Source organism: uncultured Kluyvera sp., from assembly GCF_902485085.1.
Classification (GTDB): domain Bacteria; phylum Pseudomonadota; class Gammaproteobacteria; order Enterobacterales; family Enterobacteriaceae; genus Kluyvera; species Kluyvera ascorbata.
This window is the reverse complement of the sequence record NZ_CABTJS010000014.1, coordinates 50,053-62,884: the sequence shown is the minus strand read 5'-3', so window position 1 is coordinate 62,884 and position 12,832 is coordinate 50,053. Positions and strand designations below refer to the sequence as shown.

Sequence of the window (12,832 nt, the reverse complement as noted above, 5' to 3'; positions counted from 1 at the left end):
AATGAGTTATAAAGCCGTTGCCGCGCTGGCTTTTACCAGCATGTTTAGCCTCAGCACCCTGTTAACCCCAGCCCACGCGGAAGAGCAGGAAAAGGCGCTGAACTTCGGCATTATTTCGACGGAATCACAGCAGAACTTAAAGCCGCAATGGGAACCGTTCCTGAAGGACATGGAAAAGTCGCTGGGCGTAAAGGTTAACGCCTTCTTCGCACCGGACTACGCGGGGATTATCCAGGGGATGCGCTTTAACAAGGTCGATATCGCCTGGTACGGCAACCTCTCCGCCATGGAAGCGGTGGACCGCGCTAACGGTCAGGTATTCGCTCAGACCGTGGCCGCCGACGGCTCCCCAGGTTACTGGAGCGTGCTAATCGTCAACAAAGACAGCCCAATCAACAACCTCAACGACCTGCTCGCCAAGCGTAAAGAGCTGACCTTCGGCAACGGTGACCCGAACTCCACCTCCGGCTTCCTGGTCCCAGGCTACTACGTCTTCGCCAAGAACAACGCTTCCGCCAGCGACTTCAAGCGCACGGTCAACGCCAGCCATGAAACCAACGCCCTGGCCGTTGCCAACAAGCAGGTGGATGTCGCCACTAACAACACCGAAAACCTCGACAAGCTGAAGGTCTCCGCGCCGGACAAGCTGAAAGAGCTGAAAGTTATCTGGAAGTCACCGCTGATCCCAGGCGACCCAATTGTGTGGCGTAAAAACCTGTCTGAGTCCACCAAGGACAAGGTGTACAGCTTCTTTATGAACTACGGCAAAACGCCGGAAGAGAAAGCGGTGCTGGAACGTCTGGGCTGGGCGCCGTTCCGCGCGTCCAGCGACCTGCAACTGCTGCCGATTCGCCAGCTGACGCTGTTTAAAGAGATGCAGACCGTGAAGGGCAACGGCACGCTGAACGATGCAGAGAAGGCCACGAAGACCGCCGATATCCAGGCGCGTCTGAACGACCTTGACCGTACCACGGCGGCGATTGGCGCGATGACATCAGTGACCAAAGCGGTGCAGTAACAGTCCCCTCTCCCCCATGGGGAGAGGGTTAGGGTGAGGGGGCAACGGCGCACGCTGATGCCCTCACCCCGGCCCTCTCCCACAGGGAGAGGGAGAACTCACTACGGAGACCAACCATGCAACACACCATCACCGTTCCCCCGCCCAAGCGCAGTTGGTTTTCGCTTATCAGCTGGGCCATTCTGCTGGCGGTGCTTGTCGTCTCCTGGAAAGGGGCGGAAATGAACCCGGTCACGCTGTTCAAAGACGCGGGCAACATGGCAACCTTCGCCGCCGACTTCTTCCCGCCGGACTTTAGCCTGTGGCAGGACTACCTCAAAGAGATGGCCGTTACCTTGCAAATCGCCGTCTGGGGCACCGCGCTGGCGGTCGTACTCTCCATTCCCTGCGGCCTGATGAGCGCCGAAAACCTGGTACCGTGGTGGGTTTACCAACCGATGCGTCGCCTGATGGACGCCTGCCGTGCCATCAACGAAATGGTTTTCGCCATGCTGTTCGTTGTCGCCGTCGGCTTAGGTCCGTTTGCCGGGGTGCTGGCGCTATTTATTCATACCACCGGCGTGCTCTCCAAGCTGCTTTCCGAAGCGGTGGAAGCCATTGAACCCGGCCCGGTTGAAGGCATTCGCGCCACCGGCGCTAACAAAATCGAAGAGATCCTCTACGGCGTCCTGCCGCAGGTCATGCCGCTCTTAATCTCCTACTCGCTCTACCGCTTCGAGTCCAACGTCCGCTCCGCCACGGTAGTCGGGATGGTTGGCGCAGGCGGCATCGGCGTGACGCTGTGGGAGGCGATTCGCGGTTTCCAGTTCCAGCAAACCTGCGCACTGATGGTGCTTATCATCATCACCGTCAGCCTGCTGGATTTCCTCTCTCAGCGTTTGCGTAAGCACTTCATCTGATTAGCGAGGTTTTGTTGACTATGCACCTGTCTACACATCCGACCAGTTATCCGACGCGTTATCAAGAGATTGCCGCTCGCCTGGAGCAAGAGCTGCGTCAGAACTACCGCTGCGGCGACTATTTGCCCGCCGAGCACCAGCTCGCGGCGCGCTTTGAAGTGAACCGTCACACCCTGCGCCGCGCCATCGACCAACTGGTGGAAAAAGGCTGGGTTCAGCGCCGCCAGGGGATTGGCGTGCTGGTGCTGATGCGCCCGTTCGACTACCCGCTGAACGCTCAGGCGCGCTTTAGCCAGAACCTGCTCGACCAGGGCAGCCATCCCACCAGCGAAAAGCTGCTGTCGGTGCTGCGCCCGGCCTCTGGCCATATCGCCGAAGCGCTGGGGATAGCCGAAGGCGACAACGTCATTCACCTGCGCACGCTGCGCCGGGTTAGCGGCGTGGCGCTGTGCCTTATCGACCACTACTTTGCCGACCTGCAGCTCTGGCCTACGTTGCAAAGCTTCAGCAGCGGTTCGCTGCATGACTTCCTGCGTGAGCAAACCGGCATTGCGCTCAAACGCAGCCAGACCCGCATCAGCGCGCGCCGGGCGCAGGCCAAAGAGAGCCAGCGCTTAGAAATCCCCAACATGGCCCCCCTGCTGTGCGTGCGCACTCTGAACCATCGTGAAGGCGATGACCAGGCAATGGAGTACTCCGTCAGCCTGACCCGCGCCGACATGATCGAATTTATTATGGAGCACTGAATGCATCTTGATACCGCGACCCGTCAGCACTGGATGTCGGTGCTGTCCCACAGCGACCCCGCAAATCTTGCGGAAAAAATGGTCACGCTGAACATTACCGCCGACTACGAGACGATTCGCGCCCCGGAAACCGGCCTGGTCCAACTTCAGGGCCGCATGGGCGGCACCGGAGAACGTTTTTTTGCCGGCGATGCCACGCTGACCCGCGCCGCCGTGCGCTTGAGCAACGGCACCGTGGGCTACAGCTGGGTGCTGGGGCGCGATAAACCGCACGCCGAGCGCTGCGCGGTGATTGACGCGCTAATGCAGCAACCCACCCATTTTCAAACCTTATTAGAAACCCTGATTACCCCGCTGGAAGCCGACCGTACCGCACGCATTGCCGCACGTCAGGCTGAAATCAACGCCAGCCGGGTCGACTTCTTTACTCTGGTTCGCGGAGATAACGCATGACCCTGGAAACCGCTTTTACCCTTCCCGTGCAGGATGCCCAGCACAGCTTTCGTCGCCTGTTAAAAGCCATGAGCGAGCCGGGCGTGATCGTCGCGCTGCATCAGCTCAAACACGGCTGGCAGCCGCTGAATGTCGCCACCACCAGCGTGCTGCTGACCCTTGCCGACAACGACACGCCGGTGTGGCTATCCAACGCACTGCATAACGATATCGTCAGCCAGAGCCTGCGGTTTCACACCAACGCACCGCTGGTTGAGCAGCCGCAGCAGGCGACCTTCGCGGTGTCGAGCGACACCATCAGCAGCGAGCAGCTAAACGCCCTGTGTGAAGGCAGCGCCGTAGCACCGGAAACCAGCGCCACGCTGATTGTGCAGGTCTCAAGCCTCAGCGGCGGTCGCATGCTGCGCCTGACCGGCGCAGGTATCGCCGAAGAACGCATGATCGCCCCGCAGTTACCGAGCTGCATTCTGCATGAACTGACCGAACGCCCGCACCCGTTCCCGCTTGGCGTGGATTTAATCCTCACCTGCGGCGAGCGTCTGCTGGCTATTCCGCGCACCACTCACGTCGAGGTTTGCTGATATGTACGTTGCCGTCAAAGGGGGCGAGAAGGCGATAGCCGCCGCCCATGCGCTACAGGAACATCGACGTCGGGGCGATACCGCGCTGCCGGAACTCAGCGTCGCCCAGATTGAACAGCAGCTTAACCTGGCGGTGGACCGGGTGATGACCGAAGGCGGCATCGCCGACCGCGAACTGGCCGCGCTAGCGCTGAAGCAGGCGAGCGGCGATAACGTTGAAGCGATTTTCCTGCTGCGCGCCTACCGCACTACGCTTGCCAGGCTAGCGGTGAGCGAGCCGCTGGCAACCAGCAACATGCGCCTTGAGCGCCGTATCTCCGCCGTCTACAAAGACGTGCCCGGCGGCCAACTGCTCGGCCCTACCTACGATTACACCCACCGCCTGCTGGACTTTACGCTGCTGGCAAACGGCGAAGCGCCGCCCCTGAAAACCGATGACGGCGAGCCGTCTGCCGCACCGCACGTCTTTAGCCTGCTGGCTAAGCAAGGGCTGGCGAAAGCGGAAGAGGATAACGGCGCGACGCCGGATGACATCACCCGCACGCCGCCGGTTTACCCCTGCTCACGTTCCTCACGCCTCCAGCAGTTGATGCGCGGCGACGAAGGCTATCTGCTGGCGCTGGCCTACTCCACCCAGCGCGGCTACGGGCGCAACCATCCGTTTGCCGGGGAAATTCGCAGCGGCCATATTGATGTCGAAATTGTGCCCGAAGAGCTGGGTTTTGCGGTGAACATCGGCGAACTGCTGATGACCGAATGCGAAATGGTTAACGGTTTCGTGGACCCGGCGGACGAACCGCCGCACTTCACCCGCGGCTATGGCCTGGTGTTCGGCATGAGCGAGCGCAAGGCGATGGCAATGGCGCTGGTCGACCGCGCGTTGCAGGCACCGGAGTATGACGAACACGCCGTCGGCCCGGCACAGGACGAAGAGTTTGTCCTCGCCCACGCCGATAACGTTGAAGCCGCCGGTTTCGTCTCGCACCTGAAACTCCCCCACTACGTCGATTTCCAGGCCGAACTGGAACTGTTGAAACGCCTGCAACGGGAGCAGAAAAATGGCTAATCTCAGCGGCTATAACTTCGCTTATCTCGATGAACAGACCAAGCGCATGATCCGCCGCGCCATCCTCAAAGCGGTGGCCATTCCCGGCTATCAGGTGCCGTTCGGCGGCCGCGAAATGCCGATGCCGTACGGCTGGGGCACCGGCGGCATTCAGCTCACCGCCAGCGTGATTGGCGAAGCGGACGTGCTGAAGGTGATTGACCAGGGCGCGGATGACACCACCAACGCCGTATCTATTCGCCAGTTCTTTCAGCGCGTGACCGGGGTGAACACCACCGAGCGCACCGAGGACGCCACCTTGATCCAAACGCGTCACCGGATCCCGGAAACGCCGCTGCTTGAGGATCAGATCCTGATCTTCCAGGTGCCGATCCCCGAGCCGCTACGCTTTATCGAACCCCGCGAAACCGAAACCCGCACCATGCACGCGCTGGAAGAGTACGGCGTGATGCAGGTGAAACTGTATGAAGATATCGCCCGTTTCGGCCATATCGCCACCACCTATGCCTACCCGGTGAAGGTGAATGGCCGCTACGTGATGGACCCGTCGCCGATCCCGAAATTCGATAACCCGAAGATGGACATGATGCCCGCGCTGCAGCTGTTCGGTGCCGGACGCGAGAAGCGCATCTACGCCGTGCCGCCGTTTACCCGCGTTGAGAGCCTCGATTTTGACGACCATCCGTTCACCATCCAGAGCTGGGACGAGCCGTGCGCCATCTGCGGTTCACAGCACAGCTATCTCGATGAAGTGGTGCTCGATGACAGCGGCAAACGAATGTTTGTCTGCTCCGACACCGATTTCTGCCGCCAACAGCGCGAGGCGAAAAACGCATGACGCAACCATTACTCTCCGTTGATCGCTTGACCCATCTCTACGCGCCGGGCAAGGGCTTCAGCAATGTTTCTTTTGACCTGTGGCCGGGCGAAGTGCTGGGCATCGTCGGTGAATCCGGCTCCGGTAAAACCACGCTGCTGAAATCCATTTCGGCGCGTCTGACGCCGCAGGAAGGGGATATTCGCTACGAGGACCGTTCGCTATACGCCATGACCGAAGCCGACCGTCGCCGTCTGCTGCGCACCGAATGGGGCGTGGTACATCAGCACCCGATGGACGGCCTGCGTCGCCAGGTGTCGGCGGGCGGCAATATCGGCGAACGGCTGATGGCGACCGGCGCGCGCCATTACGGCGATATCCGCGCCACCGCCAAGCGCTGGCTGATCGATGTGGAGATCCCGGCCTCGCGCATCGACGACCTGCCGACCACCTTCTCCGGCGGGATGCAGCAGCGCTTACAGATTGCCCGCAACCTCGTCACCCACCCGAAGCTGGTGTTTATGGATGAGCCCACTGGCGGCCTGGACGTGTCGGTGCAGGCGCGCCTGCTCGACCTGCTGCGCGGCCTGGTGGTGGAGCTGAACCTGGCGGTGGTGATTGTCACCCATGATTTGGGCGTCGCGCGTCTGCTCGCCGACCGTCTGCTGGTGATGAAGCAGGGTCAGGTGGTGGAAAGTGGGCTTACCGACCGGGTGCTCGACGATCCGCACCATCCGTATACCCAGCAGTTGGTGTCGTCGGTGTTGCAGAACTAATCCTCGAGCGGCGCTGCGCTTGGCCGGGCTCCCCATGCGAAGTAGCCCGGCCGAGCAACGCGGCGCCGGGAAGGCTCAAATGATTAAAGAGGCTAAAAATGAACGCGATTCGCGTCGAAAACGTCAGTAAAACCTTTGTTCTGCACCAACAAAACGGTGTCCAGCTTCCGGTGCTGCGCGATGCCTCGCTCACCGTCAACGCCGGAGAATGCGTGGTGCTGCACGGTCATTCCGGCAGCGGTAAATCCACCCTGCTGCGCTCGCTGTACGCCAACTATCTGCCGGATGAAGGCCATATTCATATTAAACACGGCGGCGAATGGGTCGATCTGGTGAGCGCCCCGGCGCGCAAAGTGGTGGAAGTGCGTAAGACCACCGTTGGCTGGGTCAGCCAGTTTCTGCGCGTGATCCCACGTATCTCCACGCTGGAAGTGGTGATGCAGCCGCTGCTCAACATTGGCGTACCGCGTGAAGTCTGCGCCGCGAAAGCCGCTCAGTTGCTGACGCGCCTCAACGTGCCAGAGCGCCTGTGGCACCTCGCGCCGTCGACCTTCTCCGGTGGCGAACAGCAGCGCGTCAACATCGCCCGTGGCTTTATCGTCGACTACCCGATTTTGCTGCTCGACGAACCCACCGCCTCGCTGGACGCCAAAAACAGCGCTGCCGTGGTCAGCCTGATTACCGAAGCCAAAGCCCGCGGCGCGGCCATCGTCGGCATTTTTCATGACGAAGCCGTCCGCAACCAGGTCGCCGACCGCCTCCACCCAATGGGTACACCTGCATGATTATCAATAACGTAAAGCTGGTTCTTGAGAACGACGTGGTTCATGGTTCCCTTGAGGTTCAGGACGGCGAAATTCGCGCCTTTGCCGAAAGCCAGAGCCGCCTGCCGGAAGCGATGGACGGCGAAGGCGGCTGGCTGCTGCCGGGGCTGATTGAGCTGCATACCGATAATCTGGATAAATTTTTCACCCCGCGCCCGAAGGTTGACTGGCCCGCCCACTCGGCGATGAGCAGCCACGATGCGCTGATGGTCGCCAGCGGCATCACCACCGTGCTGGACGCGGTCGCTATCGGCGATGTGCGCGACGGCGGCGACCGTCTGGAAAACCTTGAGAAGATGATCAATGCCGTTGAGGAGACGCAAAAACGCGGCCTCAACCGCGCCGAGCACCGCCTGCATCTGCGCTGCGAACTGCCGCATCACACGACCCTGCCGCTCTTTGAAAAGCTGGTTGGCCGCGAGCCGGTCTCGCTGGTCTCCCTGATGGACCACTCGCCGGGGCAGCGCCAGTTCGCCAACCGCGAAAAGTACCGCGAATACTACCAGGGCAAATACTCGCTGACCGATGCGCAGATGCGTCAGTATGAAGAAGAGCAGCTTCAGCTTGCCGCACGCTGGTCGCAGCCGAACCGCGCCGCCATCGCCGGGATGTGCCGTGATCGCCATATCGCGCTGGCAAGCCACGACGATGCCACCCATGAACACGTGGTCGAATCGCACCAGTTGGGCAGCGTAATCGCCGAATTCCCTACCACCTTTGAAGCCGCGGAATCCTCACGCCGCCACGGCATGAACGTGCTGATGGGCGCGCCGAACATCGTACGCGGCGGCTCGCACTCCGGCAACGTCGCCGCACGTGAATTAGCTCAGCTCGGCCTGCTGGATATTCTCTCCTCTGATTACTACCCAGCCAGTCTGCTGGACGCCGCCTTCCGCGTGGCGGATGACGACAGCAATACCTTTAGCCTCCCTCAGGCCATCACGCTGGTGACGAAAAATCCGGCACGAGCGCTGAATCTGCACGACCGCGGGGTGATTGGTGAAGGGAAACGGGCCGACCTGGTGCTGGCGCACCGTAAAGGCGAGCACATTCATATCGACCACGTCTGGCGTCAGGGGAAAAGGGTGTTCTGATGAAAGGAAAACTGGTCTGGTTAATGGGGCCCTCCGGCTCCGGTAAAGACAGCCTGCTGGAAGTGCTTCGCCAGCAGGAGCTTTCGCAACTGTTAGTGGCTCACCGCTATATCACTCGCCCGGCCAACGCCGGGTGTGAAAACCATATCTCGCTGAGCGAACAGGAATTTTTCACCCGCGCCGGGCACAATCTGCTGGCATTAAGCTGGCACGCTAACGGCCTGTATTACGGTGTGGGCGTAGAGATTGACCTCTGGCTGCACGCCGGGTTTGACGTGGTGGTGAACGGTTCCCGCGCGCACATGGCGCAGGCCAAAGCCCGCTATGCTGATGCGCTGCTGCCGGTCTGTTTGCAGGTTTCACCAGAGATCCTTCGCCAGCGGCTGCACGCCCGCGGGCGGGAGAACGGCGTCGAAATTGCCGCCCGGCTGGAACGCGCCGCGCGCTATACGCCCTCGGAATGTCATACGCTCAATAATGACGGCAGTCTGCTACAGTCGGTAGAGAAGCTCCTCACGCTGATGGGGAGAAAGGAGCCACGCTATGCTTGTCTGTGAACTACGCCATGCCACCTTCGAGGACATCGAGGACGTTTACGCGCTCATGTGCGAGCTGAAGCAGGCCGAATACGACAGAGACGCCTTTTATACCGGCTTCGCCGCCAATCTTCAGGATAGGAACCTGCACTATCAGCTGGCCGTGCTCGACGACGAGGTGGTGGGTATGGTGAGTTTGCATTTGCAGTTTCATCTGCATCACGCCAACTGGATTGGCGAGATTCAGGAACTGGTGGTGATGCCACAGGTGCGCAGCACCGGCATTGGCAGCCAGCTGCTGGCATGGGCGGAAGAGACCGCGCGCGAAGCAGGCGCAGAGATGACCGAGCTTTCCACCAGCACGAAGCGCCTTCATGCCCATCGTTTTTACCAGCGTGAGGGCTATGCCCCAAGCCACGTTCGTTTCACCAAAGCGTTATGAGGATGCTGTATGAGTTTGAGCCTCACCCTCAGCGGTACCGGCGGCGCACAGGGCGTGCCCGCCTGGGGCTGCGACTGTCTGGCCTGTACGCGGGCCCGTCGCGCCCCGCAGTATCGGCGTAAACCCTGTAGCGGCGTGGTCCGCTTTAACGACGCCATCACCCTGATCGACGCCGGGCTGCACGATCTCACCGATCGCTGGCCCGCCGGATCTTTCCAGCAGTTTTTGCTCACCCACTACCATATGGATCACGTGCAGGGGCTGTTTCCGCTGCGTTGGGGCGTGGGCGACACCGTTCCGGTTTACGGCCCGCCGGATGAACAGGGCTGCGACGATCTGTTCAAACATCCCGGCCTGCTGGATTTCAGCCACACCGTGGAACCGTTCGTGGTCTTTGATTTGCAGGGATTACAAGTGACGCCCGTGCCGCTCGAACACTCGAAGCTCACCTTTGGCTACCTGCTGGAAACGCCACACAGCCGCGTCGCCTGGCTCTCGGATACCGCCGGGCTGCCGGAGAAAACGCTGACCTTTTTAAGCAATAATCGCCCGCAGGTGATGGTGATAGACTGCAGCCACGCTCCGCGGAATCAAACGCCGCGCAACCATAGCGACCTGGCGACGATTCAGGTCCTTAACGACGAGATCCGCTGCCCGCGCGTTATCCTGACCCATATCAGCCACCAGTTTGATGAATGGATGATGACCCACCTGCTGCCACCCGGCATTGAGGCAGGCTACGACGGCATGGAAATCCGTCTGGATTAACGGTCGTAATCGTCGTCGAGACGCTGTTCGTCGTCCGATAGCTGACGGCGCTCCTGGTCTAACTGACGCTGGCGATCGTCAAGCTGGCGGCGGCGGTCATCAAGCTGCCGACGACGATCGTTATATTGCTGACTGCTCTGCGTGCTGCGGCGATCGTTATAGGATCGATCGTCGTCATCACGATCGCGGCTGGAACGATCGCTGCTGCCTGGGTTATAGGCATCGTTGATCGCCTGCTGAATGTTGCCGATGGCGTCATCAATAATGTCGGCGTGGGCGAGCTGGCTGGTCAGCGACAGCGCGCAGAAGAACACGGCGGTGAGGTAGCGTTTCATAGGGCCAGTCTCGTCAGGGGGCTGGCTGTAGGTTATGCAAGTATCTCCTACCGATGTAGCGGAGGAATCCCAATCCTGCCCGATAAAAATCGCGTGATAAATGTCACCCCGTTTTTCCCATCGACACGTCAAATATGACGACAGCCTGTTTTTCGTCAGCGTTTTGTCCAAAAATCAGCCGTATTATCAGGGAATGTCCACAATAAAAAAGTGGCATAAAAGATGCATACTGAGGGCGACAGCGCGTATGCGCGATTTGATTAACTGGAGCGAGACCGATGAAAAAAGTCGTCACGGTTTGCCCGTATTGCGCATCAGGTTGCAAAATCAACCTGGTGGTCGATAACGGAAAAATCGTCCGGGCAGAGGCGGCTCAGGGGAAAACCAACCAGGGTACCCTGTGTCTGAAAGGCTATTACGGCTGGGATTTCATTAACGATACCCAGATCCTGACGCCACGCCTGAAAACCCCAATGATCCGTCGCCAACGTGGCGGCAAGCTGGAATCCGTCTCCTGGGACGAAGCGCTGAATTACGTGGCTGACCGCCTGAGCGCTATCAAAGCGAAATACGGCCCGGATGCCATTCAGACTACCGGTTCCTCACGCGGAACGGGTAACGAAACAAACTACGTCATGCAGAAATTTGCGCGTGCGGCGATTGGTACTAACAACGTCGACTGCTGCGCACGCGTCTGACACGGCCCTTCGGTTGCAGGTCTGCACCAATCGGTCGGTAACGGCGCCATGAGCAATGCCATCAACGAAATTGATGACACTGACTTAGTGTTTATTTTCGGGTACAACCCGGCAGATTCCCACCCTATCGTGGCGAATCACGTGATTAACGCCAAACGTAAAGGGGCGAAAATCATCGTCTGCGATCCGCGTAAAATTGAAACCGCGCGTATTGCTGATATGCATATTGCATTGAGAAACGGCTCGAACATCGCGCTGCTCAACGCCATAGGTCATGTCATTATTGAAGAAGATCTGTACGACAAAGCGTTCGTCGCTACCCGTACCGACGGTTTTGAAGAGTATCGTAAGATTGTCGAAGGCTACACGCCGGAGTCCGTCGAAGATATTACCGGCGTCAGCGCACAGGAAATTCGTCAGTGTGCGCGTATGTATGCCGGTGCGAAAAGCGCGGCCATCCTGTGGGGCATGGGTGTCACCCAGTTCTATCAGGGCGTGGAAACCGTACGTTCACTGACCAGCCTCGCAATGCTGACCGGTAACCTCGGTAAGCCACACGTGGGCGTGAACCCGGTTCGCGGTCAGAACAACGTTCAGGGCGCCTGCGATATGGGCGCATTGCCGGATACCTATCCTGGCTATCAGTACGTGAGCAACCCGGCTAACCGCGAGAAATTCGCCAAAGCCTGGGGCGTGGAAAGCCTGCCAGCACATACCGGCTATCGCATCAGCGAGCTGCCGCACCGTGCCGCGCATGGCGAAGTTCGCGCCGCGTACATTATGGGTGAAGATCCATTACAGACCGATGCAGAGCTCTCTGCGGTCCGTAAAGGCTTTGAAGATCTGGAGCTGGTCATCGTCCAGGATATCTTCATGACCAAAACCGCTGCTGCCGCAGACGTCATTCTGCCGTCTACGTCATGGGGCGAGCATGAAGGGGTGTTCACGGCCGCAGACCGTGGTTTCCAGCGCTTCTTTAAAGCCGTTGAACCGAAGTGGGACCTGAAAACGGACTGGCAGATCATCAGCGAAATCGCCACCCGTATGGGCTACAAAATGCACTACAACAACACCCAGGAAATCTGGGATGAGTTGCGCGGCCTGTGCCCTGATTTCTACGGTGCCACCTATGAGAAAATGGGTGAGCTTGGCTACGTCATGTGGCCTTGCCGCGATGAGTCCGACGCTGACCAGGGGACGTCTTACCTCTTCAAAGAGAAGTTCGACACCCCGAACGGTATGGCGCAGTTCTTCACCTGCGACTGGGTAGCGCCAATCGACAAGCTCACCGACGAGTTCCCAATGGTACTGTCGACGGTGCGTGAAGTTGGCCACTACTCTTGCCGTTCGATGACCGGTAACTGTGCGGCGCTGGCAGCACTGGCGGATGAACCGGGCTATGCCCAGATCAACACCGCAGATGCCGCGCGTTTAGGCATTGAAGATGAAGCGCTGGTGTGGGTGAACTCCCGCAAAGGCCGCGTCATCACCCGTGCCGCGGTGAGCGATCGTCCAAACAAAGGCGCGATTTACATGACCTACCAGTGGTGGATTGGGGCATGTAATGAACTGGTAACCGAGAACTTAAGCCCGATTACCAAAACGCCTGAGTATAAATACTGCGCCGTAAACGTTGAGCCGATTGCCGACCAGCGTGCCGCAGAGCAGTATGTTATTGATGAGTATACGAAGCTGAAGGCCGGACTGCGCGAAAGCGCAATGGGCTAAGCGGACTCGTTTCAACGCCTCCATTCGGGGGCGTTTTTTTATCCTGCCGAT

15 protein-coding genes are annotated in these 12,832 nt (G+C 59.5%); 14 read left to right on the top strand and 1 reads right to left on the bottom strand.

Annotation, left to right across the window (positions count from 1 at the left end; all coding sequences use genetic code 11):
- Nucleotide 1: 1 nt before the first annotated feature.
- The 13 genes from phnD (at nucleotide 2) to phnP (ending at nucleotide 10,020) form a co-directional block, all read left to right on the top strand.
- The gene (gene phnD, locus RDN66_RS02740; protein ID WP_035891909.1) at nucleotides 2–1,018 is read left to right on the top strand and encodes a phosphonate ABC transporter substrate-binding protein; all 1,017 of its coding nucleotides are present in this window, start codon (nucleotides 2–4) and stop codon (nucleotides 1,016–1,018) included.
- 116 nt (nucleotides 1,019–1,134) lie between these two features.
- Nucleotides 1,135–1,917 (top strand): phosphonate ABC transporter, permease protein PhnE, encoded by a 783-nt coding sequence (gene phnE, locus RDN66_RS02735; RefSeq protein ID WP_123651187.1) that lies wholly within the window; start codon nucleotides 1,135–1,137, stop codon nucleotides 1,915–1,917.
- A gap of 20 nt (nucleotides 1,918–1,937) precedes the next feature.
- The gene (gene phnF / locus RDN66_RS02730) at nucleotides 1,938–2,663 is read left to right on the top strand and encodes a phosphonate metabolism transcriptional regulator PhnF (protein WP_202216733.1); all 726 of its coding nucleotides are present in this window, start codon (nucleotides 1,938–1,940) and stop codon (nucleotides 2,661–2,663) included.
- The gene (phnG, locus tag RDN66_RS02725; RefSeq protein ID WP_202216734.1) at nucleotides 2,664–3,116 is read left to right on the top strand and encodes a phosphonate C-P lyase system protein PhnG; all 453 of its coding nucleotides are present in this window, start codon (nucleotides 2,664–2,666) and stop codon (nucleotides 3,114–3,116) included. It begins immediately after the preceding gene.
- Entirely contained in the window at nucleotides 3,113–3,697 is a 585-nt protein-coding gene (gene phnH / locus RDN66_RS02720) for a phosphonate C-P lyase system protein PhnH (protein WP_035891913.1), read from the top strand. Before phnG ends, phnH begins: the two co-directional genes overlap by 4 nt.
- Before the next feature lies 1 nt (nucleotide 3,698).
- Nucleotides 3,699–4,763, top strand: a complete 1,065-nt coding sequence (locus tag RDN66_RS02715; protein ID WP_202216735.1) for a carbon-phosphorus lyase complex subunit PhnI — start codon at nucleotides 3,699–3,701, stop codon at nucleotides 4,761–4,763.
- Nucleotides 4,756–5,601, top strand: a complete 846-nt coding sequence (gene phnJ, locus RDN66_RS02710; RefSeq protein ID WP_035896835.1) for an alpha-D-ribose 1-methylphosphonate 5-phosphate C-P-lyase PhnJ — start codon at nucleotides 4,756–4,758, stop codon at nucleotides 5,599–5,601. The genes RDN66_RS02715 and phnJ overlap by 8 nt, the downstream gene beginning before the upstream one ends.
- Entirely contained in the window at nucleotides 5,598–6,356 is a 759-nt protein-coding gene (gene phnK, locus RDN66_RS02705; RefSeq protein ID WP_202216736.1) for a phosphonate C-P lyase system protein PhnK, read from the top strand. Before phnJ ends, phnK begins: the two co-directional genes overlap by 4 nt.
- A 98-nt stretch (nucleotides 6,357–6,454) precedes the next feature.
- Nucleotides 6,455–7,141 carry a phosphonate C-P lyase system protein PhnL gene (phnL, locus tag RDN66_RS02700; protein WP_123651191.1) on the top strand — a complete coding sequence of 229 codons (687 nt, stop codon included), beginning with the start codon at nucleotides 6,455–6,457 and terminating at the stop codon, nucleotides 7,139–7,141.
- Nucleotides 7,138–8,274: an alpha-D-ribose 1-methylphosphonate 5-triphosphate diphosphatase gene (gene phnM / locus RDN66_RS02695; RefSeq protein WP_035896838.1), complete on the top strand. Its 1,137-nt coding sequence runs from the start codon at nucleotides 7,138–7,140 to the stop codon at nucleotides 8,272–8,274. The genes phnL and phnM overlap by 4 nt, the downstream gene beginning before the upstream one ends.
- On the top strand, nucleotides 8,274–8,831 hold the full coding sequence (gene phnN, locus RDN66_RS02690; RefSeq protein ID WP_035896841.1) for a ribose 1,5-bisphosphokinase: 558 nt from the start codon (nucleotides 8,274–8,276) through the stop codon (nucleotides 8,829–8,831). Before phnM ends, phnN begins: the two co-directional genes overlap by 1 nt.
- On the top strand, nucleotides 8,818–9,252 hold the full coding sequence (gene phnO / locus RDN66_RS02685; protein ID WP_035896843.1) for an aminoalkylphosphonate N-acetyltransferase: 435 nt from the start codon (nucleotides 8,818–8,820) through the stop codon (nucleotides 9,250–9,252). Before phnN ends, phnO begins: the two co-directional genes overlap by 14 nt.
- 9 nt (nucleotides 9,253–9,261) lie before the next feature.
- The gene (gene phnP / locus RDN66_RS02680; RefSeq protein ID WP_202216737.1) at nucleotides 9,262–10,020 is read left to right on the top strand and encodes a phosphonate metabolism protein PhnP; all 759 of its coding nucleotides are present in this window, start codon (nucleotides 9,262–9,264) and stop codon (nucleotides 10,018–10,020) included.
- Here phnP and yjdP read toward each other — a convergent pair.
- The gene (yjdP, locus tag RDN66_RS02675) at nucleotides 10,017–10,355 is read right to left on the bottom strand and encodes a DDRRRQL repeat protein YjdP (protein ID WP_202216738.1); all 339 of its coding nucleotides are present in this window, start codon (nucleotides 10,353–10,355) and stop codon (nucleotides 10,017–10,019) included. The genes phnP and yjdP overlap by 4 nt on opposite strands.
- A gap of 278 nt (nucleotides 10,356–10,633) precedes the next feature.
- Between yjdP and fdhF the strand changes: the two genes are divergently transcribed.
- The gene (gene fdhF / locus RDN66_RS02670; protein ID WP_081918588.1) at nucleotides 10,634–12,781 is read left to right on the top strand and encodes a formate dehydrogenase subunit alpha; all 2,148 of its coding nucleotides are present in this window, start codon (nucleotides 10,634–10,636) and stop codon (nucleotides 12,779–12,781) included.
- The last annotated feature ends 51 nt before the right edge of the window (nucleotides 12,782–12,832 follow it).

Excerpts from the sequence above, each read along its gene's own strand:
- phnH (WP_035891913.1), top strand. The coding sequence starts at position 3,113 with ATGACCCTGGAAACCGCTTTTACCCTTCCCGTGCAGGATGCCCAGCAC.
- phnG (WP_202216734.1), top strand. The coding sequence starts at position 2,664 with ATGCATCTTGATACCGCGACCCGTCAGCACTGGATGTCGGTGCTGTCC.
- phnM (WP_035896838.1), top strand. The coding sequence starts at position 7,138 with ATGATTATCAATAACGTAAAGCTGGTTCTTGAGAACGACGTGGTTCAT.
- phnD (WP_035891909.1), top strand. The coding sequence starts at position 2 with ATGAGTTATAAAGCCGTTGCCGCGCTGGCTTTTACCAGCATGTTTAGC.
- phnP (WP_202216737.1), top strand. The coding sequence starts at position 9,262 with ATGAGTTTGAGCCTCACCCTCAGCGGTACCGGCGGCGCACAGGGCGTG.
- phnO (WP_035896843.1), top strand. The coding sequence starts at position 8,818 with ATGCTTGTCTGTGAACTACGCCATGCCACCTTCGAGGACATCGAGGAC.
- phnF (WP_202216733.1), top strand. The coding sequence starts at position 1,938 with ATGCACCTGTCTACACATCCGACCAGTTATCCGACGCGTTATCAAGAG.
- yjdP (WP_202216738.1), bottom strand. The coding sequence starts at position 10,355 with ATGAAACGCTACCTCACCGCCGTGTTCTTCTGCGCGCTGTCGCTGACC.
- phnJ (WP_035896835.1), top strand. The coding sequence starts at position 4,756 with ATGGCTAATCTCAGCGGCTATAACTTCGCTTATCTCGATGAACAGACC.
- phnN (WP_035896841.1), top strand. The coding sequence starts at position 8,274 with ATGAAAGGAAAACTGGTCTGGTTAATGGGGCCCTCCGGCTCCGGTAAA.
- phnE (WP_123651187.1), top strand. The coding sequence starts at position 1,135 with ATGCAACACACCATCACCGTTCCCCCGCCCAAGCGCAGTTGGTTTTCG.
- phnL (WP_123651191.1), top strand. The coding sequence starts at position 6,455 with ATGAACGCGATTCGCGTCGAAAACGTCAGTAAAACCTTTGTTCTGCAC.
- phnK (WP_202216736.1), top strand. The coding sequence starts at position 5,598 with ATGACGCAACCATTACTCTCCGTTGATCGCTTGACCCATCTCTACGCG.
- RDN66_RS02715 (WP_202216735.1), top strand. The coding sequence starts at position 3,699 with ATGTACGTTGCCGTCAAAGGGGGCGAGAAGGCGATAGCCGCCGCCCAT.